This is a genomic window from Albibacterium bauzanense, assembly GCF_004339765.1.
In the GTDB taxonomy this organism is placed as follows: domain Bacteria; phylum Bacteroidota; class Bacteroidia; order Sphingobacteriales; family Sphingobacteriaceae; genus Albibacterium; species Albibacterium bauzanense.
The window spans coordinates 1,288,084-1,308,813 of record NZ_SMGO01000001.1 but is presented as its reverse complement, the minus strand read 5'-3'; the positions used below and the strand labels follow the sequence as shown (position 1 = coordinate 1,308,813).

Here is a 20,730-nt window from a genome sequence, read left to right as displayed (position 1 = left end):
GAATACATTGCTGTGGATGACAGTTTCGGGGAAAGCGGAAAACCGGCAGACCTGATGGTCAAATATGGCCTGTCTGCAGATGATATCGTTAAAGCCGTACAAAAAGTGATAAAACGTAAATAATATAACTATTTCACATAGTCATATATTATAAAATAAAAAGGACCAACTCCAATAGAATATTATGGAGTTGGTCCTTTTTATTTATATAGAAACAATATAAAACAAAAAAGCCGAAGTTTCCTTCGGCTTAGGTAGCGGGGATTGGACTCGAACCAATGACCTTCGGGTTATGAGCCCGACGAGCTACCAACTGCTCCACCCCGCACTATATTTATATTAAACTTTTCTCTCGCAGAAAAGTGATTATTTATTCGTTTTATTGGACTGCAAAGATAGAATTATTTTTAGATATTTCAAATAATTAAGTAAATATTAATATTTAGAACAGCACGAATTTTATTTTGTTTCTTTGTATCTAATAAAACCATTAAGATATGTCGCATAAAGCCGGATTTGTGAGCCTTGTAGGAAAACCGAATGCAGGAAAATCAACATTAATGAACGCCTTAGTAGGCGAAAAAATGTCAATCGTTACTTCAAAGGCCCAAACTACGCGTCATCGCATTTTGGGTGTAGTAAATGGACCTGATCATCAAATTGTATTTTCGGATACACCTGGCATTATCAAACCTGTTTATGATTTGCAAGAGTCGATGATGAATTTTGTACAAGGATCTTTGGTTGATGCAGATTTAATTTTGTTGGTGACAGATATTAATGAGAAATACGACGAAACAGAAATGATTGAACGTATTAAAATAACTAATTCGCCAGTAGCAGTTTTAATTAATAAGATCGATAAGTCTTCAGAAGAATGGGTAAATAAGAAGATTGATTTCTGGCAAGAGACTCTGCAGCCTACAGCTATTTTTGCCATCTCAGCAAAATTGGGACATAATATTGAAGCGGTAAGCCAATTTATTATGGATAACTTACCTGAACACCCGGCATATTATGAGAAAGATACCTTGACAGATAAATCAGAACGTTTTTTTGTATCTGAAATTATACGTGAAAAGGTTTTTAAGCTTTATGAGAAAGAGATTCCTTATAGTACTGAAGTAATAGTGACCTCATTTAAAGAGGAAGCGCGTATTGTCCATATTAGTTCAGAAATTATTGTAGAGCGAGACTCTCAGAAGAATATTATTATTGGATCGGGAGGAAGTATGATTAAGAAGGTAGGGACATATGCTCGCCAGGATATTGAAGAGTTTTTAAATAAGAAAGTGTTTCTGGAACTGTTTGTAAAGGTTATTCCTGACTGGCGTAATAAAAAGAATTATTTAAAACGCTTTGGTTACGATCATTAATATTTTCGTATTGAATTAATCCTAAATTAGTTCTCTGACAACAACATTTTTGCTAAGCGTTCGTCCCTTTCATAAATATCTGGTCTAAAGTTAATTTTCCCCTGCCTGTCAACAAATGCTGTGAAATAAGTAATAAATACGGGTACAGGTTTCTTTAAGGTTACGTATTTCTCACTTCCCGAGTGCATTGCTTTTTTAATGGACTCATTGTTCCATGTAGAATCTCCCTGAAGTAGAAATTGTGCTAATTTTTCAGGTTCTTCAACTCGAACACAGCCATGACTAAAGGCTCTTGAGCTTTCATTAAAGAGAGACTTTGCCGGTGTATCGTGCAAATAGATATTGTAAGAGTTAGGAAATAAAAACTTCACTAAACCTAATGAATTATTAGGTCCTGGTTTTTGACGAATGTTTGGTAGCCCTCCGCTATAACCAGTAATTTCCATATTGTTTCTGCTAATATAGTTACTATTCTTTTTCATGGCTGGAACAATTTCATTTCTAACAATGCTAGGCGGTATGTTCCAATAAGGACTAAAAACAACGTATTTTAAATCGCCAGAAAAGGTTACAGTTTGGTGTAGATCTTTACCTACAACGACATTTGTGCTCCATAATAAGCTATCAGCATGATACACATGAAGTTTGAATTCAGGGATATTAACAGCTAAATAATTCTCTTGTAGACTTAAAGGCAGCCAACGCGATCGTTCCATATTAACCAATATTTGTTTAATTCGTTCCTTCGGGTTGATGTTTAATGTCTTTAGAGTCCCATTACCAATAACTCCATCAACAGGTAATCCTAAACGTGCTTGGTATTCTTTAATTGTAGTTAGTAACTCTTGATCAAAAAGGTAGGAGCTCGTATCGCCTTTGAAGTCATCGAGTAAGAACAAGCGCTTTTTAATTTGTGAGATAATCATTGATGAATCGTTTACTTTATAGGCCACCTTATCAGAAACAATTTCTGGCCATTCTTTCATATCATTATCCAATTTCCTAAACTTTGCAAGAAACACTTTTAACAATTCATATTGCCGATAAACCGGTTCTTTAATGGTTGTTATTTGCTCTGGATTAGAACTTAAAAGACTATCCAAATATTGATCATAAGAGATCTTCTTGCGAGGTAAATACCATTTCAATGATTCGCTAACACGCTGATCAGCTCCTTGCCATGCAATTTGTGCGAAATTAAAGTATTGGGCTGTAAGCATTAACTCAAGGGTTGTATGGGGTTGGTTCCCTTGTTTTTCCATTCTTGCTTCTAAAATAAGTGAATCCAATTCTCTTTTATAGGGAGGGCTTTTAAAAAGTCCTTCATCAGTAATATTGGAAACTCGTGCAACTAGATTTCCTGCTTGTTCTATCAATCCTTGCTGATCAAACCAAGCGTAATGGAAATTGCGATTATGATAGAATTTTTTTAAATTACTATCCAAAAAAGCTAATTCAGGGTATGTATTTAGGAAAGAATCAATAGCAAGGCTATCAAATTCGATAATTTCTTGTGGGCTGAAATTTCCAACAATGGTTTTATTCCAAGCTTTGATAGCTTCAATAGAATCATTTCTTGCCTTATCATTTTTAATTGAACTGTTGCCACAAAAACTTAAAGAGAAGAGACTTATTAATGTTAAGATCGGGAGTAATTTAGAAATGGAAGCTCTCATAAGTAACAGTTTAATTCTTAATCCTAACTAAGTTATCAATTAAATCAAAAAATAGGATTTTATTTTTTGATTTATGGCTTAAAGAATTATCTTTGCATTCCGAAAAACGAGAACGTTATGTAGGTTTTTTAAATTGGCCCGTTCGTCTAGGGGTTAGGACGTTAGATTTTCATTCTAGAAACAGGGGTTCGATTCCCCTACGGGCTACAAATTTTAATAAAAGGCTGTAATTATTACAGCCTTTTTTGTTGTCTCAATTTGCCATTCAATATTTATATAAATAAACAAAAATAATTTGCAATCGATTGCATTAATCATTTTTGTTTATATCTTTATAAAGCCAAATAAACCAAACTACTAAGGCACTTGCTAACTTTTGATGTGACTGTAGAGTTTATTTATGCCAACGTTGGACTTGAAATAAAATAATGAAGAATTATAAACAATTGTTTTCTCTAGTTTTTATAGCAGCCATATTATTTGGTTGTAAACGAACATCTTATCAGGCAGATAATCCAAATACTCTAAAAGAAGTTTTTAAAGATGATTTCTTCATTGGAACAGCATTAAGTAATAAGCAAATCAATAAAACGGATACAACAACAGATTCCTTGATTTCTACTCAATTTAATGCAATCACGGCAGAAAATACCATGAAAGCAGGATTAATCCATCCTGTATGGGGAAAATTTAATTTCGATGCTGCCGATAAGTTTGTGGAGTATGGGAAAATAAACAATATGTATATTGTTGGCCATACATTGATTTGGCATAGCCAATTACCGCCGTTCGTCCATACCATAACTAATGCCGATTCTCTCAAACAATTTATGGAGCTGCATATCCAAACTGTTGGCCAACGATATGCGTCGTCTATAGACAGTTGGGATGTTGTGAATGAAGCATTGAATGAGGATGGCACGTGGAGAGAGTCCGTGTTTTATAAATTATTAGGCGAAGATTACATTGTGGAAGCATTCAGAGAAGCTGCAAAAGCAGCCCCAAATTCTGCATTATATTATAATGATTACAATATAGAGCAGCCCCAAAAGCGTGCAGGAACCATCAAATTAATTAAGAAACTACAAGAAGCAGGAGTTCGAATAGACGGTGTTGGAATACAAGGGCATTGGAATATAAATAACTTGCCATTGAATGAAATAGAAGAAAGCATTCTTGAATATTCAAAATTGGGAGTGAAGGTGGCAATTACCGAACTCGATCTAGGTGTATTACCAAATCCATGGGATTTGGAGGGTGCTGACGTAAATCAACAATTTGATGGAAGTGTTGAAATGAACCCATATCCTGTTCAATTGCCCGATTCGGTAAGTCGGTTATTGGCAGATAGCTACGAACAACTTTTTCGGCTATTCCTGAAGCATAGAGATAAAATCAGCAGAGTCACTTTATGGGGAGTAAATGATGGCCACTCTTGGCTGAATAATTGGCCTATAAGAGGCAGAACAAACTATCCTTTATTATTTGATCGCAACAATCAACCAAAAGAGGCATTCCAACGAATTATAAGTATTAAAAACAATTCAAATTAACATTGTATGTTAGACGAAAAAATACCGCATAAAACCAGTGAAAAATTGACAATAGTAGAGAAAGTCGGTTATAGTTTGGGAGATTTGGCTGCAAACCTGGTATTTCAGACATTGATTACTTACCTGGCTTATTTTTACACCGATATTTACGGTTTAAGCACGTATCACGCTTCTGCCGTTATATTATTCGTGGGACTAGTAGCAGCTTTTGGATTTAATCCAATTATGGGAGCACTTGCAGATAGAACAGAATCGAGGTGGGGTAAGTTCAGACCATGGATATTGTGGACGGCCATACCGCTTGGCGTAGTTGCAATATTAGCTTTCAGTACACCAGAGTTCTCATACAAAGGAAAGCTAATTTATGCTGTTGTGACCTATACCTTGTTGCTGCTGTTGTATGCGGCAAACAACCTTCCCTATTCTGCGTTAAGCGGAGTTATTACTGGCGATATGAAGGAACGGAACAGTCTGTCGTCTTATCGTTTTGTTGCAGTGATGTTTGCCCAGTTTTTCGTACAGGTCTTTATGCTCCCAATCATCGAAACCGCCGGAGGGGGTGATCAGGCTGTAGGAATAGAAAAAGTGATGACGTGGTTGGCAGTAATTGGTACGGCCATGTTATTAATTACATTTTTTACTACTCATGAGCGGATCGTACCCAAACCTGAACAGAAATCAAGCATAAAAGAAGATTTAGGCGACTTATTTAGCAATAGGTCCTGGATCATCATGTTAATATCGACGACATTGGTTTTTGTGACCTTAGCCATGAAAGGTGGGAGTTATGTATACTATTTTAAAAATTATGTAGATATCGAGAGTTTGGCCAACTTTGTTAATCCAATAACAGGCAGTCTTGCAAACCTTAACCTTAACTTTTTTGGAGAAGATCCTTCTTCTGCCGGATTTGGATTGTTTAATGCTGGAGGAATTATTTTCATGATTGTAGGTATTACATTGTCAAAAAGATTCGCCGATAAATATGGTAAAAGGGATGTATTTGGTATCGCATTGCTTCTTTCAACATTCTTTATATTCATTTTCTATTTCTTTCCACCGAAGGCGGTAGGACTGATATTTGGTTCACAAATCTTACATGGCTTTTTCTATGGTATCACCATACCTTTACTTTGGGCTATGATTGCTGATGTTGCTGATTATAGTGAATGGAAAAATAATCGCCGCGCTACTGGCATTATATTTTCAGCCATGATGGTAGGACTGAAAGTAGGGCTTAGTTTTGGTAGTGCATTGTTAGCATGGATTTTAGGGCTCTATAATTATATTCCCAGTAGCGATTTGGTACAATCAGCCTCAGCGATACACGGTACAAAGTTATTAGTAAGCATTTTTCCATCAATTCCTTTTCTAATTGCTGTCGGGCTACTTTTCTTCTATAAAATAGACAAGAAAACAGAAGTACAGATAGAAACAGATTTAAAACAAAGAAGAAATTCATAATTTATATAGTTATTATTAATCACTCATTACTATGCCTGAAAAACCGATTGATCACATTGATTTTGATGAACTGAACTCAAAAGCTATTTCAAAGCCATTAGTGACCCATCTTTTTACAGCCGATCCATCTGCACATGTTTTCGATGGAAGAATCTATATCTACCCGTCTCATGACATTGATGAGGGTGACGCTTTTGACGATTTAGGTAGTCATTTTGCCATGAAAGATTATCATGTGTTTTCAATGGCTCATCCAGAGGCAGAAGCGATAGATCATGGTGTGGCCATGCGTGTTGAGGACATTCCGTGGGCCGAAAAGCAATTATGGGCCCCGGATGCAGCCCATAAAAATGGAACATATTATCTGTTCTTTCCTGCAAAAGACTATGACGGCATTTTCCGTATTGGCGTAGCTATAAGTACTTCTCCTGGAGGGCCATTCACTGCACAGCCTCAGGCAATTAAAAACAGTTTCTCAATTGATCCTGCTGTGTTTGAAGACGAGAACGACAATTACTTGATGTATTTTGGTGGTATATGGGGTGGACAGTTACAGCGTTGGCGAACGGGCTCTTTCAAGGCCGAAGGTGAAGGGCCATTTATTCATTTACCAGAAGACAATGAGCCAGCATTGTGTGCAAAAGTAGCTAAACTAAGTAATGACCTGCTGGAGTTTGTTGAGGAACCAAAAGATGTGGTCATATTAGATGAAGCAGGTATGCCCTTACTACAAGGCGATAATGAAAGAAGGTTTTTTGAAGCACCGTGGGTGCACAAATACAACGGGAAATATTATTTTTCCTATTCAACGGGTGACACGCATTACATCTGCTATGCTATGAGTGATAATCCATATGGTCCATTTACTTACAAAGGCAGAATACTGAATCCTGTAGTTGGTTGGACTTCGCACCATTCTATTGTGGAGTTTCAGAATAAGTGGTATCTGTTTTACCATGACTCTAGTTTGTCCAAAGGTGTAACTCATTTGCGCTCCATAAAATGTATCGAATTGACCTATGATGAATTTGGTCATATCCATACCATAGATCCTTATAGATAAGAATTACTTGTTCAAAACAGTATATTCTTTTTCCAATACTACATAAAGTTTTACTTTAGAACTTTATGTAGTATTTCTTTCTTGCCATCTATCTCTTCCGTAATTGTTAAATTTAATAATTCTGCTATGAGAGGATAAATATTGACATTCTCGAAAGAAGGTATTTTTAATCTTTTTTTAAAAGCAGGCCCCCAGGCAAAGAATGTTGCATGCATGTCTTTAACAGTTGCAGGATCGAAACCGTGATAACCTATGCCAGGTCTATGGTTAGAAAATACTTTTGGCCATTCCGGTATCAACAGAATATCACCAATACGGTTCATTCTATCATCTTTATCACTATAATGAAGATATTCTGGCATATTAGTTTTTAAATAAACTTTATAATCCTTTTCTGTGTTTTTAAGTTGTTCATACAAAGGCACAATATCGGCCTTGTTTTTTGCCTGTACATCCATTAAGGTACCTGAAGATAGAATAAAAAACTTCGCTGTATCTATAGCTTTTGGTGTAGGAATCGGGTTCTCTCTATCAACACTAGTCATACCGTGATCAGAAGCAAAAATAAAGTTTACAGGAAGCCCGGTTGATTTCACTGCTTCTGTTAATTGATAAATAGCAGAATCGACCATTTTTACAGCTTGTTCTGTTTCAATAGATTCCGGCCCAAAGCCGTGACCCGAATGATCGGGCTCTGAAAGATAAAAAGTGATTAGATGAGGTCTTTTATCTTCTGGTAAGCTTAACCATTCTTTCACAACTTTGATCCTTTCATAAATAGGCATTTGCTCATTATAATTATAATAATAAGTGGGGCGGATACCTTTTATTGCAGCTTCTGAACCTACCCAAAACATGCTGGCAGCAAGCATTCCTTGCTGTTCAGCTAAAACCCAGAGAGGTGTGCCGCTATACCATTCACCATCGCGAACTACATCAGAACCTATTGAATATTTTGCATTTAACTTCTTGTCGAAAAAAGTATTGTTTACTAAACCATGATGTGAGGGATATAAACCAGTTACAATACTATAATGATTTGGAAAAGTTACTGACGGATAACTTGGAATCATAGATTTGGCTCGTATCCCTTTACGGCTTAATGCTAATAAGTGTTTTGCTCGATATTTTTTTGCATAATCATAACGAAAACCATCGGCAGAAATAAGAATTACATATGGTTTCTGTTGTTGCTCGAGAGTATTTGTCCGTCCAATAGTAATTTGTTGGGTGGTGTCTGTTTGTGCTTGAGTTAAATTAGCGAACAATACTATCTGTATTATAAGCAGACTTTTAATTAGAAATTTAGTTGTTGTATGCATTATTAAAGTGTTTAAATTGAAAAAGGATTGTTCTGTAGAACAATCCTTTTTATTAAATCAGAAGATATTTTAGAAAGAATAGCGCAGTCCTAATTGCATTTTCCAAGTAGAACTATATGAGGTTAAATCCCTGAATGGCGCTGTAGGCAATACAACTTCTCCGTTTTCAGATACAGTCATCATTTTGAAAGTAGGAGCACTTGCACTCTTTGTAACCGGAGTCAGCAGGTTCTGTGCATTATTTAATGTTTGCTGCACACCCCAATCTTTATTTAATAAATTTCCAAAATTCACTACATCAAGACTAATTTCTAATTTATGCTTACGACCAGCAACAGGTGCCATGATTTCTTGTGCTATGCGCACATCAAAACTACTTAACCAAGGCATTAAGAAATCATTTCTTTTTAGATATTGGCCTCTATATTGTTCCAGATCGTTATTTGCAATATACTTATCAAATGCAACAACTTGTTCTTCTGGAGTAAATAACACAACTTGATCAGCACCTGATCCGGATGTAATAGCTACAAATTTTAAATCTGAAGTATTTGAAGGTAGGAAAATTAAATCTGCATTAGTTCCGTCCCCATTAAAATCTGCACTATACTGATACGAGTAACGACCTTGATGCGCCCCATTATAATAAACAGAGAAAGTTGTAGCTAAGTTTTTCAAATACTCAATTCTATACGAAAGATTTGCATTCACACGATGTGGAACTGCATAAGCAGAATTATATAGAAACTGATCGTTTGGATTATTGATGGAAGGGCTGTTTATCCATGCAGATGAAGCATTAGAACCTGGGTTACCAGAGATTTCTTTTGCTCCAGAATAGGTGTAAAACACGCTTCCTGTAAATCCTGCTGTTCTACGTGGCATTGTCAAGCCAAAAGTTGCGCTATATGAACTTCCTTTTTTATTTGTATTGGTTAATACCGTTGCGTTATTAGCACCAATTGCCGGATTGAATGCTACAGTTGAAGATGTATAAAAATCCCGATTATCACCTGGCGAATAACTCATTGTGTCAGCAGTAAAAGTACGATTTGCTCCAAATTGGTAAATTGCATTGATGTCGCGAGTATATAATAAATCAGCGGTAGCTATTAAAGGTGTATTTGGAATTTGATAATCAACACCCAAGCTTGTTCTCCAAACCTTTGGCATTTTGAAATTATCATCTACTAATGCAAAAGTACTTGGGTTACCACCAGAAGGACTTTTAATAAATACCTTTTCTGCTCCGGCTGGAGGGTTATTTACCCAATGATAAGGGTCCGGATTAAATGAAATACCGCCAATCCATGGGACAACTTGATCATAACTTGTAGGTTCTACTGTATTTTGCAGAACTCCAGCATTGGAAGGCATGTTTGTTAACCAAACAAAAGGAACTCTACCTGTAAATATTCCTGTTCCTCCACGTAAAATAAGGCTTCTGTCTCCTTCTACATCATAATTGAAACCAATTCTTGGAGATAACATAATGCGTGACTTTGGCCAGCTTCCTGAATCATATTTTTTACGTTTACCATCAGTACCCAATAATGAAAGATTATTGATTCCCGGGTTAGGAGTAAGGTCGTTTAAATAGATAGGCAATTCAGCACGCAAGCCAGCAGTAATATCTAACCTGTCATTCACTGCAAAACGGTCTTGAACATATAAAGAGGCTTGTCCAAAATTAATGCGAGCATATGGGTCTTGACCCTCATATGGATAAGTCACTCCAAACATAACGGGTGCTACCTCATTAGGGGTACCAGTAGTAAGGAAATCTTCGACCGATTTATAACGATAATAAGAAGTTCCCATACGCACATAAGCATTGCCGAATTTTTGAATTTCAAAAGCAGCACCTCCAGTAATTGTATGATTACCTGTAGTATAGGTTAAGTTATTTACAAAAGAGTAATTATCATTAACCACATCGTTGTTTAACGAGAACAATTCATATCCAAAAGTCATGTAATTAGTACCTGTAGCACTACCATCCCAGATATCAACCATTGGGAAGATATCGCTTTTTGAAGTTCTTTTGTCCTGAATACGGCTATAAGTTGCTAAGAACTGATTAGATAGATTGGAATTAAAATTACTAGATAATTCGGCTGTTAAAGATCGTACCGAGTTTTCAAAACCATAATTCGCATTTTCAAAAGCAATAGATTGAGAACTTACTCTCTGTGCACTATTAGGAGTACGTGGAGATGGTCCTGAAGCACCATTTGTTAATTGGTTAGAAATACCAATTACTTGATTATAACGTACTGCTAATTTGTGAATATCATTAATATTATAATCAATACGAGCTAAGAATTTGGTGCTATGCTGTTTCGCTTCATTAGCATAGCCTTCATAACGACCCGGATTATATCCCCAGGTATTTATTAAGTGATTTTTTACAGCATCTAAATCAGCAACACTTGTTCTAGCAATATTATTGTCAGGATCAGCAACGCCATTTTGAGAAGCTTTCCAAAGATTAGCACCAGAAGCATTTGCCCCAGTTTCTTCTACTTTTTCTGCATTAAAAAAGAAGAATAATTTGTCCTTAATAATAGGTCCGCCCAAACGAAAACCATAGTTTTTAGTTGAAGCATCTTCACTCTTAGCTAATTCAGAGTCACCTACTTTACGACCTTGAAAACTCTGGTTATTAAGATAACCATAAACAGAACCGGTAAAAGTATTGGTACCACTTCTAGTCACTGCATTGATTCCCGCACCTGTAAATCCACTTTGACGAATGTCAAATGGAGCAATATTAACTTGAATTTCTTCAATTGCATCCAATGAAATAGGTTGAGATTTACCACCGGGAAGCGGATTTCCACTCAATCCGAATCCATCATTAAAGTTTGAACCATCAATTTGAAGGTTGTTGTAACGAGAGTCACGTCCACCGAAAGAATTTCCTGACGATTGAGGGGTTAGACGAGTAAAATCTAACAAACTACGATTAATGGTTGGCAAAGTGGTTAAGGTTTCTGTACTAATGTTCGTACTTGCTCCAGTTCTGTTGGTATTTAACTTTGAACCATCTCCTGTAATTACAACCGCACTCAATTCTGTATCACCTTCTTTAAGTGTTGTATTTAATACAAAAGATTGCCCTAACTGTAAATTGATGTTTTCATAAGTTTCTTTTTGAAAACCGATGTAGGTAATTTCTACCGTGTATGGGCCACCCACACGCATATTAGAAATTGTGAATCTCCCACTTTCGTTTGTAAGAGTTGAATAAGTTGATCCTGTTGGTACGTGAGTAGCTTTAATGCTTGTACCAATAGCTGATTGGCCATTAGATTCAAAAACTGTCCCAGTTAAACTACTGGTAGTCACCTGTGCGTTTACAATTGCTGCGGTAAATAGCAAGGTAAATAAAAGTAAAAACTTCTTCATTTTGTATGTTTTTTTAGATTGCTGCAAATCTAGAGTCGATTTTTGAGATAGCAGAAATTACTGCATTATCAAATTGTTATTAGATTTTAAAGCCAAAAACAACCTATTAGAAGAATTAAGCGAACAAATTTTTAGAATATTTGTGCTATTAATCGTTCATTCTTTGGTTTTCTATTAAAAGGTTATAATCTGTTTATTATTATTTACTGAACCTTAAAGAATCCGTAACATGTTCTTAATAACTTATTAATGTAATACTACTATCCTTGCATAATTAAATATTTACACAAGTTTTGTAAGAAAATAAAATAAAGGAGATGAGAATCATTTTAGTAACTTTAGTAAGCCTATTCTTTAACTACACTGTACATGCACAATCCATTGCAAAGGGTTATGTTTATCATGATTTAAATGGGAACGGAAAGAAAGAGAGAAAAGAAAAGGGAATAAGTGGTGTATCAGTAAGTAATGGTGTGCAAGTGGTACAAACGGACGAAGATGGTCAATATGAATTACCAGTCGGAATAGATAATATCCTATTTGTAATTAAGCCTGCTGATTATAAAGTTGGTGTAAATGAATTTAATCAACCTCAATACTATTATATCCATAAACCTGAAGGTTCCCCATCTCTTACTTACAAAGGGGTAGAACCTACCGGGAAATTACCGAAATCAGTTGATTTTGGATTAATAAAAGTTGAAGAGCCTACTAATTTCACTTCTTTGATATTTGGAGACCCTCAAGCCTACACACTAGAGGAAGTGAATTTTTTCGCTCGTGGAATTGTGTCAGAATTGAAAGGAGTAGAGAACATTGCATTTGGATTAAGTCTCGGTGATTTAGTAGGCGACGATCTAGTATTGCATAGTCCCTATATTCAGGCTGTTAGTGAAGTAGGTGTACCTTGGTATAATTTGATGGGTAATCATGACATGAATTATGATGCGGTATCAGATTCCCTATCCGACGAAACATTTGAAGCCAACTTCGGACCAGCAAATTATGCTTTCGATTATGGGAATGCGCATTTTATAATATTGGATAATATTCTTTATCCAGATCCGAGAGATGAGAATGGGTATTGGGGTGGATTTCGTAAAGATCAATTAGACTTTGTAGAAAATGACTTGAAATATGTCGACAAAAATAAATTAATTGTATTGGCTTTTCATATCCCTCTTCAGCATGAAAAAGAAAATAGTTTTAGAAATGCAGATCGTCAACGTTTATTTGATTTGTTGAAAGAATTTCCAAATACCTTATCAATGTCGGCACATACACACCTTCAGCGTCAAAATTTTTATACACAAGCAGACGGTTGGCATCAAGAAAAACCTCATCATGAGTACAATGCAGGCACTACATCCGGAGATTGGTATTCTGGAGAAGTAAATGAAAGTGGTGTTCCGGCATCTACAATGCGTGATGGAACACCTAAAGGTTATGCCTTTTTAAATATTACAGGAAATCAGTACACGATTGATTATAAGGTTGCAGGTAAGACAAAGGATTGTCAAATAGAGATTTTTAACCCCAAAGTAGTTGCTAAAGGGCGTGGCACACAGGCTACTATTTCTGCCAACTTTTTTATGGGCACAAAAGGGAATACTGTAGAATATCGCATCGATGAGGGAGAATGGAGCCCTATGAATTATGTAGAAATAGTTGATCCGTCATTTGTTGAATCTTTATATCGTTGGGATACCATTGAAGAGCTAGTGCCAGGTCGTCGGCCATCTAATGCTGTGAATAGTACACATCTTTGGCAGGGTAGAATTCCGACAAACTTATCATTGGGCGATCATCAAATAGAAGTAAGAGCTACAGATATGTTTGGCAGAACGTTTACTCAAAAAAGCTCTTATAGGCTTGAAACACCAAAGGATATTAATTAGCATAATATAACAAATAAAATAGTTGTATTATATTTAAGGTTTCTGTAGAATTATTTGATCTGTTTGAACCACTAAAATAATCCGTATGATTTTTTCTAGATTAAAAGGAGTTTTTATCGTTTTCAGCCTCGTTGTATTTGCAACAAAACCAACGGTTCAAGCTCAATCTTCGCGAGTAGATACAATTTTGGAAGTTTATAATCATGAACCCCAAACTATATTAGTTGCTTCACATCGAGGAGGGCATAAAGATTTTCCAGAGAATTCATTGGCCGCTATTGATGAGGCCATTCGGGTGGGTGCACATATTGTAGAATTAGATGTAAGAGAAACGAAAGACGGGGAATTGGTTATAATGCATGATAAAACCGTTGATAGAACCACAACAGGTACTGGTGCGATAGATTCATATTTATATTCTGATTTACAAAAATTATTTTTAACGAGAAACGGTCAAGCTACCTCCTCTTATGTACCAACTTTGAAAGAAGCTTTATTACGTACTAAAGGGAATATTTTAATTGATATCGACTTTAAAGCTGAAAGCTTTGAAACAGCTAAACGTGTTTATGAGTTGATATCAGAATTAGAGATGGATGAGCAAGTGCTGTTTTTTCTATATGATTACAAACAAATGCCCCAGCTGTATCGGCTAAACCCTCTTATAAAGATTATGCCTAGAGCATATAATATGGAAGATTTGGAAGGGATTGTCAAAATGAACATGACAAAAATTATTCATATTGATAATTCATTTATTAATAATGAGAAGGAATTAAATAAGCTTAGGAGTCAGGGAATCAGATTTTGGGCTAATACCTTAGGAGATGTTGACAAAGCTGCTGTAACAGACCTTCAACATTATCAAAACTTTTTTAACAAAATGAAGAGTGTAAGTGTGGTACAGACTGATGAGCCAGAATTAGCAGTTCAATACCTTAAAAATCAAGAAGGTACCCACTAATATATGAAAATGTTAGGTTGCTTCAAGTTTAACCTTTAGGTGTTAACCTATATCACTATTTTTTCTTACCCTACATCAATGTAGGGTCACTTCCTTTGTCTTATTTTTGTGTTATAAAATATGATGATTATGGAAACGAAAAACATTGAAATGGTAGTAGCTCCTCGTGAGCCCCATTATGTGGGAGATGGTTTTAGAGTGCATAATTTTATTCCAAGTGCTTATCGTTTAGATATGCAGAGAATGGATCCATTTATTATGTTAGATTATAACTCGAAGTTCTATTTTCCACCATCAGATAAGCCAAGGGGAGTGAGTGTGCATCCTCATAAAGGATTTGAAACAGTAACCATTGCTTATAAAGGAAAGATAGCTCATAACGATAGCGCAGGAAATAGTGGGGTAATTAAGGAAGGCGATGTACAATGGATGACTGCTGCATCGGGTATTTTGCATAAAGAATATCACGAGGAAGATTTTAGTAAAGCAGGGGGCGATTTTCATATGGTACAGTTGTGGGTAAACTTACCTGCAAAAGACAAAGCTTCTGCACCAAAATATCAAGAGCTTACTAACGATAAAATCAATAAATATCAAATTCCTAACGATGGAGGTATAATTGAAGTAATTGCAGGCCAATATAAAGATGTAAAAGGCTCTGCTTTCACTTTCACGCCTATCAATTTGCAAAATGCTAAATTGAATAAAGGTGCTTTAGTCGATTTCTCCTTCCCAAAAAGTCAAAATACAGGACTGTTGGTTATAGAGGGTAGCATTAAAGTAAACGGAGTCGAAAAGGTTGAAACAGATCATTTTGTATTATTTGAAAAAGACGGTGATGAATTCACAGTAGAAGCATTAGAAAATGCTGTAGTGTTGATATTAAGTGGAGAACCTATAAAGGAGCCTATAGCCGCACATGGTCCCTTTGTGATGAATACCAAAGCTGAATTAATGCAAGCATTTGAAGAATTCAACACAGGTAAATTTGGTTACTTAGAATAATCAGGAAAATAACAGGAATATCATTAATACAACAAAGGGTTTATCAATATGATAAACCCTTTGTTGTATTAGAAAACAACTTTAAATAGCTTTAGCAAAATCTGCTATTACTTGTCTCCAGTCCTCGCGTTCAGGTATACGTGGTTTGCGCTTCCCAAAGAATTGCACAATTATATTCCCGTTTTTATCGAAAGCCTCAAGACTAGTTACAATGCCATCGGTAGTAGGTTTTTTAACCAGCCATACGCTATCAATACTGTCCTCGCGCAGATGCATATTAAATTCAGGATCAAGAATATTAAACCATGGCCCGGTTTGTAATAGTTTTTGTGCTTTCCCTGTATGTATTTGAATACAACCACGACTACCTATGAAAACCATGATTTCCAATTCACGCTCTGATACATTTTCAATTATCTGCTTTAACGAATCAACAGATATTTGTGTCGCATGTTTTTCGGGAGCTAAGCGCATAGCTTGGCGGCGAGCGATACCATACTTTCCTAAAAGACCAAAAAATTCATGTGTATCTTTTAAATTTAACCAAGCTTGTTGAAATCCAACTATATCAATTTCATCATCAGATTTCTCAATAATGGTTTTATCTAGTGCAGAAGTTTGTAGTGGTTCGCCTTGCACATCCGACTTGTATTTTGAAACCAGGGCTCCATATGCTTCCAAATCACTTTGTTCCGTAAGATAGATCTTATGTACAGCCTCGCCATCCTGATCAAAAAATTGCAGACTTTGTCGCTCACCTTCATGAACTGCAAATCCAAAGTGCCATGCATTCATAAATAATCTAAGGTCTATATCAGGATTAACCACCAGTCCAATGTGCCCATTAAAAGTAGCTTTTGTATAAACACCTTTACGTTCATGTACCGCATGGTCATTTCGCGTAAGTGCCATTACATATCCTAAGGTTTTTATTTCCTTAAGAATGTTCTCGAAGTCAGCTTTCAATGCAATAGTATTATGACCTATTGCTACTAAATCAGCTTCTGAAACACCTAATTGTTTAGCTGCATCTCGTATACGTGTTTTCGGATTCTCAGCTTTGAAAGCGTCATATTGATCCTTTAATTTTAAAGTTGTCTTTTCCATAATTTTTATCTTTTATTATTTTGTTCTGTTAAAATCATTGAGGGAACGATTAATGGGCATTTAAATTCATCATCAGTAAATAATCGAACCCTTATATTGAATGCACGATGAATGTTTTCACAACTGATTACATCTTTTGGTTTGCCAAAAGCTACCAGTTCTCCCTTTTTAAGAATAAGTACTTTGTCTGCAAAGCGAGACGCAAAATTGATATCATGAAGTATGCTGATAACACAGTAACCTCGATCCGCTAACTCTCTGGCTAATTGCATAATCTGTTGTTGATAAAGCAAATCAAGGCCGTTGGTAGGTTCATCTAAAAACAATAAACCGCCTGGCTGATCATATATTTGAGCAATAACCCGTGCTAATTGTACGCGCTGTTGCTCACCTCCTGATAATGTATTATAGTCTCGATTCATAAAACTTGTAATACCAGTCTCTTCCATAACATTTTTGACAATTTGAATGTCGTATTCAGAAGGTTGACTGTCGAAATGAGGATATCTACCCATCATTACAAGCTCATGTACCCTAAATGATACTGATATCGTATTGTTTTGAGCCAATACAGCCCGGAATTTGGCTAATGCATCCAACTTATATTCTTCAATAGGTTTGTCACGTATTAATATTTCACCAGATTCGCTTGGGATTTCTTTACAGAGCAATTTTAGTAAAGTGCTTTTACCCGCACCATTGGCTCCAATAATCGCCAACAGCTCTCCAGGCTGTACATCAAAACCAACATTGCTTAGTAACCTTTTCTTACCTACTGAATAACTAAGATTTTTTATTTCAATCATTTTCAATGTTCTTTAATATTCTATGCAAACCCGCGTTTCCGCCTTTCTGCCATAATTATATAGATGAATATTGGCGCCCCAATAATAGCAGTTAAGATACCAATGGGTAATTCAGCAGGCGCTACAAGTGTTCTGGCAATTAAATCAGATAATATTAATACCGCAGCTCCTAATAAAGCTGATCCTGGAACAATAAGTCGGTTGTCTGCTGTAAATGCTATCCTAAGAATATGCGGGATAACTAATCCGATAAACCCAATCATACCTGATACAGCTACTGACGCACCTACACCAAGTGTCGCTAAAACAATCACTATCTTTTTAAGCAGGTTCACATTAATACCCATATGTCCGGCCTGAGACTCTCCTAAAGAAAGTGTATTAAGTGATTTGCTAAATAATGGCAATGCTACTAAGGGTATAAGTACAAAAGGTAAAATACCGGTAACACTTTTCCAGTTTGCACCACCTAAACTACCCAAGCTCCAGAATGTAATGTTTCTTAATTGCTCATCTGTTGCGATATAAGTAAGTAGCCCGGTAAATGAGCCGGCTAAAGCATTGATGGCTATACCTACTAAAAGTAAAGTCGTTATATCGGCTTTGCCTTTACGCATTGCCAGATTATAAACAATGAATGTTGTGATACAGGCCCCCGTAAAAGCTGCAAATGAAAGAGCATAATAGCCAAATGCATCTGTCAGAAAACTAAAGAATCGGGCTTCTAGCACAATCATTAATACAGCAAAGAATGATGCACCTGATGAAATACCAATTAATCCTGGCTCAGCAAGTGGATTACGAAACAAGCCTTGAATAGCAGCTCCGGCAATTGCCAGAGTGCTACCCACCAAGGCTCCCAACACTACTCGAGGTAAACGTAATGTAATAAGAACAGCTTCTTGTTGCGAAGTGAAACTCATCTCCTTGCTTAATCCTATCCGGTATGCAATGATTGACCATAATTCAGAAGCACTGATCTTAACTGCTCCAATACAAACCGATAATAGACAAGCCACTAAAAGTATGATAATAAGGACACTGAGCACAAAACTGTAGTTTCTCATGTATTGTATATTAATGGATTTTCTCCGCCAGTTCCAAAACAGCCTTACCCAATCGTTGACTGAATCCTGTTAGAAATTGCCCGTCCATTTCTACTATTTTGCGATTTTTCCCAGCATTGGTTTCCTTTACTCCCTGAACTTCCAATAAACCATCTATGTCTCCGAGACTCGAAAGTCCACTGTCAAATAGTAAAATAACGTCCGGATTAGCGGCTACAAGTGCTTCAGCTGTAAGAGGTTTGTAATCTGTAAACCCACTTACAGCATTCTGACCTCCAGCAAGTTCAATTATTTTCTCTACCTGGGTGCCATTACCAGCCACCATCATGGTTCCTGTACCACGAGCATATATAAATAGGACTTTGGGTTTAGGATCAGTTTTTTCTGCAGCATTGGCTTTTGCAAGATCTGCTTCTACAATCGAAATAATAGAATCTCCTTTAGCTGTTCTATTAAGACTATCCGCTATAGATTTAATAAGTTTCTTGGTTCCTTCTGGTGAATATTCCTGATCAAAAAGAAGTAGTTTAACGCCCGCATTTCGAATCTGATCTGCTAATTCGGGTTTAACATCTTTACTAGTTCCAATCACTACATCGGGCCCAAGGGCAATTATCCCTTCTGCCGCCATTTGCTGACTATGTCCTACTTTGGGCTTTGAATTTAAACTGGCCGGGTATGTGCTTGCCACATCCACACCAACAATATTGTCTTCAAAACCAAGGTCTACTAATATCTCTGAAACTGTGCCGTTGATAGATACAATTTTAGTAGAATCAACAAAAGTTGCTTCTGATTGAGTATCTACATTGCAGGCACTAACTGCTGATATTAGTAATAATATTATACCACCTAAAAAAGTGTTTTTATTCATGATTGTTTTTTTCTTAATTAATTAGCCTTGTTTTACTAATTTATATTCCAATTCTGGATAGCCACGCGTACCTCCATCTGTAGGAGGATTCCCTGCTCCCATGCTTGTGAATCTCAATTTGTAGATGTTGCCAGATGAGTCTTTAATAAGGTAATAGCGATCACTTTGTGCTCCAAGTGGGGTACCAGTTGTCTTTCTCCAGTCAGAAGCCATTACACCTTTTGAACCACTAAAGCTAATTCCAGCTAAATCTGACTCGCTGAAATCAGCAAAAGATGGTTTCCCATTATCATTGCCTTCAGCATCCTTAAATACTACTTCGGCTGCTGTTGTTCCTCCTAAATAGTTAATGAATATTAGATCAGAATAGCCATATGGAAAACTATTAGCACCTGCTCCACCAAAATATAAGCTCCATGTCCATTCAATGTCCCAATCAGCTTTTTTAGGTTCTATTGTAATAGGGCCATTCTCCAATGATATATAATTGAAGTTATAAGTATCATCTTTCTTGATAGTTAAGCTTTGAAAGGTTGTTGCATTCAACTGAGCATATTGTAAAGTATAATCGTTTCCAGAACGAAGTATCCTTACTTTATATAAGTTGTCGGCAGAAATAGTTGCTCCATGACTTCCCCCAACCGGATTGATAACAAATACTTGATTGCTGCTTTCTGTTGCAGATATTTCAGGTATTAATGTTTTAGTTAAATCGCCTGTTAAGTCATCAATATTGTCGAATGCACCAGGAGTACCCAATGATATAGCCAAATCATCCAGATTAATATCGCTTTCTGAAACTGCATTTAAATCTGTCTTATTCACTTTTAGCGCAGATGCACCCGCAGTATTATTTAATATAACGCGAAACTGACTACCGTTATAAAAACCTAAACTCCAGCTTGTCCGTTTTATAGATTTTTGTGTATCTGTGCTTAAGTCTACAAATACTGTATTTTCAGCACTACTTCCTCCTTCTCCTCCATCAAGCGTCATTTCAGTACCATCAGAAGGAGGAATAACAGGAACTGTATCCTTATCGCGAGAACAAGATGATATTGCCGTAGTAATTCCTAATAAAGCCAAGAAAAAGAACTTGGACGTGTAAATTGTTGTTTTCATGTGTTTTTATTAATTGTTGATT

15 protein-coding genes, 2 tRNA genes and 1 pseudogene are annotated in these 20,730 nt (G+C 36.2%); 9 read left to right on the top strand and 9 right to left on the bottom strand.

Annotated features, from left to right (window positions below):
• Positions 1-123, top strand: a pseudogene (locus C8N28_RS13880) (transketolase family protein); the annotation flags it as partial.
• Positions 124-255: 132 nt separating this feature from the next.
• Here C8N28_RS13880 and C8N28_RS05905 read toward each other — a convergent pair.
• Positions 256-328, bottom strand: a tRNA-Met gene (locus tag C8N28_RS05905).
• A 169-nt stretch (positions 329-497) separates the two neighbouring features.
• On the opposite strand from C8N28_RS05905, the gene era reads away from it, so the two are divergent.
• On the top strand, positions 498-1,376 hold the full coding sequence (gene era, locus C8N28_RS05900; RefSeq protein ID WP_132222446.1) for a GTPase Era: 879 nt from the start codon (positions 498-500) through the stop codon (positions 1,374-1,376).
• Positions 1,377-1,402: 26 nt separating this feature from the next.
• On the opposite strand, the gene C8N28_RS05895 is transcribed toward era, so the two are convergent.
• The gene (locus C8N28_RS05895; RefSeq protein WP_132222444.1) at positions 1,403-3,052 is read right to left on the bottom strand and encodes a L,D-transpeptidase family protein; all 1,650 of its coding nucleotides are present in this window, start codon (positions 3,050-3,052) and stop codon (positions 1,403-1,405) included.
• Between the two features lie 135 nt (positions 3,053-3,187).
• Here C8N28_RS05895 and C8N28_RS05890 point away from each other — a divergent pair.
• The 4 genes from C8N28_RS05890 (at position 3,188) to C8N28_RS05875 (ending at position 7,132) form a co-directional block, all read left to right on the top strand.
• Positions 3,188-3,259, top strand: a tRNA-Glu gene (locus C8N28_RS05890).
• A 221-nt stretch (positions 3,260-3,480) separates the two neighbouring features.
• The gene (locus C8N28_RS05885) at positions 3,481-4,605 is read left to right on the top strand and encodes an endo-1,4-beta-xylanase (protein WP_132222442.1); all 1,125 of its coding nucleotides are present in this window, start codon (positions 3,481-3,483) and stop codon (positions 4,603-4,605) included.
• A gap of 6 nt (positions 4,606-4,611) precedes the next feature.
• A complete protein-coding gene (locus C8N28_RS05880) occupies positions 4,612-6,069 on the top strand; it encodes an MFS transporter (RefSeq protein ID WP_132222431.1) in 1,458 nt (485 codons plus the stop codon).
• Between the two features lie 100 nt (positions 6,070-6,169).
• A complete protein-coding gene (locus C8N28_RS05875; protein ID WP_246012756.1) occupies positions 6,170-7,132 on the top strand; it encodes a glycoside hydrolase family 43 protein in 963 nt (320 codons plus the stop codon).
• Positions 7,133-7,182: 50 nt separating this feature from the next.
• Here the strand turns inward: C8N28_RS05875 and C8N28_RS05870 are convergent, their stop codons facing one another.
• Both C8N28_RS05870 and C8N28_RS05865 read right to left on the bottom strand, forming a co-directional pair.
• On the bottom strand, positions 7,183-8,454 hold the full coding sequence (locus C8N28_RS05870; protein ID WP_221410196.1) for an alkaline phosphatase family protein: 1,272 nt from the start codon (positions 8,452-8,454) through the stop codon (positions 7,183-7,185).
• Positions 8,455-8,523: 69 nt separating this feature from the next.
• Positions 8,524-11,865: a TonB-dependent receptor gene (locus C8N28_RS05865; protein ID WP_132222427.1), complete on the bottom strand. Its 3,342-nt coding sequence runs from the start codon at positions 11,863-11,865 to the stop codon at positions 8,524-8,526.
• A 317-nt stretch (positions 11,866-12,182) separates the two neighbouring features.
• Here C8N28_RS05865 and C8N28_RS05860 point away from each other — a divergent pair, with 317 nt between their 5' ends.
• The 3 genes from C8N28_RS05860 (at position 12,183) to C8N28_RS05850 (ending at position 15,732) form a co-directional block, all read left to right on the top strand.
• A complete protein-coding gene (locus C8N28_RS05860; protein ID WP_132222425.1) occupies positions 12,183-13,763 on the top strand; it encodes a calcineurin-like phosphoesterase C-terminal domain-containing protein in 1,581 nt (526 codons plus the stop codon).
• Between the two features lie 85 nt (positions 13,764-13,848).
• Positions 13,849-14,727 carry a glycerophosphodiester phosphodiesterase family protein gene (locus C8N28_RS05855; RefSeq protein WP_132222423.1) on the top strand — a complete coding sequence of 293 codons (879 nt, stop codon included), beginning with the start codon at positions 13,849-13,851 and terminating at the stop codon, positions 14,725-14,727.
• 129 nt (positions 14,728-14,856) lie between these two features.
• Positions 14,857-15,732, top strand: coding sequence for a pirin family protein (locus C8N28_RS05850; protein ID WP_132222421.1), 876 nt, complete (start codon positions 14,857-14,859; stop codon positions 15,730-15,732).
• A gap of 81 nt (positions 15,733-15,813) precedes the next feature.
• On the opposite strand, the gene C8N28_RS05845 is transcribed toward C8N28_RS05850, so the two are convergent.
• The 5 genes from C8N28_RS05845 to C8N28_RS05825 are packed head-to-tail and all read right to left on the bottom strand — an operon-like array spanning position 15,814 to position 20,708.
• Positions 15,814-16,839, bottom strand: coding sequence for a hemin-degrading factor (locus tag C8N28_RS05845; RefSeq protein WP_132222419.1), 1,026 nt, complete (start codon positions 16,837-16,839; stop codon positions 15,814-15,816).
• Between the two features lie 5 nt (positions 16,840-16,844).
• Positions 16,845-17,645, bottom strand: a complete 801-nt coding sequence (locus tag C8N28_RS05840) for a heme ABC transporter ATP-binding protein (RefSeq protein ID WP_132222417.1) — start codon at positions 17,643-17,645, stop codon at positions 16,845-16,847.
• A 20-nt stretch (positions 17,646-17,665) separates the two neighbouring features.
• Positions 17,666-18,712 carry a FecCD family ABC transporter permease gene (locus tag C8N28_RS05835; RefSeq protein ID WP_132222415.1) on the bottom strand — a complete coding sequence of 349 codons (1,047 nt, stop codon included), beginning with the start codon at positions 18,710-18,712 and terminating at the stop codon, positions 17,666-17,668.
• A gap of 10 nt (positions 18,713-18,722) precedes the next feature.
• Positions 18,723-19,586, bottom strand: a complete 864-nt coding sequence (locus tag C8N28_RS05830; RefSeq protein ID WP_132222413.1) for a heme/hemin ABC transporter substrate-binding protein — start codon at positions 19,584-19,586, stop codon at positions 18,723-18,725.
• A gap of 21 nt (positions 19,587-19,607) precedes the next feature.
• Positions 19,608-20,708, bottom strand: coding sequence for an HmuY family protein (locus tag C8N28_RS05825; protein ID WP_132222412.1), 1,101 nt, complete (start codon positions 20,706-20,708; stop codon positions 19,608-19,610).
• Between the last annotated feature and the right edge of the window lie 22 nt (positions 20,709-20,730).

What these genes read in the sequence shown, in the direction of transcription:
- era (WP_132222446.1), top strand. Translation starts at nt 498, where the DNA reads ATGTCGCATAAAGCCGGATTTGTGAGCCTTGTAGGAAAACCGAATGCA.
- C8N28_RS05895 (WP_132222444.1), bottom strand. Translation starts at nt 3,052, where the DNA reads ATGAGAGCTTCCATTTCTAAATTACTCCCGATCTTAACATTAATAAGT.
- C8N28_RS05885 (WP_132222442.1), top strand. Translation starts at nt 3,481, where the DNA reads ATGAAGAATTATAAACAATTGTTTTCTCTAGTTTTTATAGCAGCCATA.
- C8N28_RS05880 (WP_132222431.1), top strand. Translation starts at nt 4,612, where the DNA reads ATGTTAGACGAAAAAATACCGCATAAAACCAGTGAAAAATTGACAATA.
- C8N28_RS05870 (WP_221410196.1), bottom strand. Translation starts at nt 8,454, where the DNA reads ATGCATACAACAACTAAATTTCTAATTAAAAGTCTGCTTATAATACAG.
- C8N28_RS05865 (WP_132222427.1), bottom strand. Translation starts at nt 11,865, where the DNA reads ATGAAGAAGTTTTTACTTTTATTTACCTTGCTATTTACCGCAGCAATT.
- C8N28_RS05860 (WP_132222425.1), top strand. Translation starts at nt 12,183, where the DNA reads ATGAGAATCATTTTAGTAACTTTAGTAAGCCTATTCTTTAACTACACT.
- C8N28_RS05855 (WP_132222423.1), top strand. Translation starts at nt 13,849, where the DNA reads ATGATTTTTTCTAGATTAAAAGGAGTTTTTATCGTTTTCAGCCTCGTT.
- C8N28_RS05850 (WP_132222421.1), top strand. Translation starts at nt 14,857, where the DNA reads ATGGAAACGAAAAACATTGAAATGGTAGTAGCTCCTCGTGAGCCCCAT.
- C8N28_RS05845 (WP_132222419.1), bottom strand. Translation starts at nt 16,839, where the DNA reads ATGGAAAAGACAACTTTAAAATTAAAGGATCAATATGACGCTTTCAAA.
- C8N28_RS05840 (WP_132222417.1), bottom strand. Translation starts at nt 17,645, where the DNA reads ATGATTGAAATAAAAAATCTTAGTTATTCAGTAGGTAAGAAAAGGTTA.
- C8N28_RS05835 (WP_132222415.1), bottom strand. Translation starts at nt 18,712, where the DNA reads ATGAGAAACTACAGTTTTGTGCTCAGTGTCCTTATTATCATACTTTTA.
- C8N28_RS05830 (WP_132222413.1), bottom strand. Translation starts at nt 19,586, where the DNA reads ATGAATAAAAACACTTTTTTAGGTGGTATAATATTATTACTAATATCA.
- C8N28_RS05825 (WP_132222412.1), bottom strand. Translation starts at nt 20,708, where the DNA reads ATGAAAACAACAATTTACACGTCCAAGTTCTTTTTCTTGGCTTTATTA.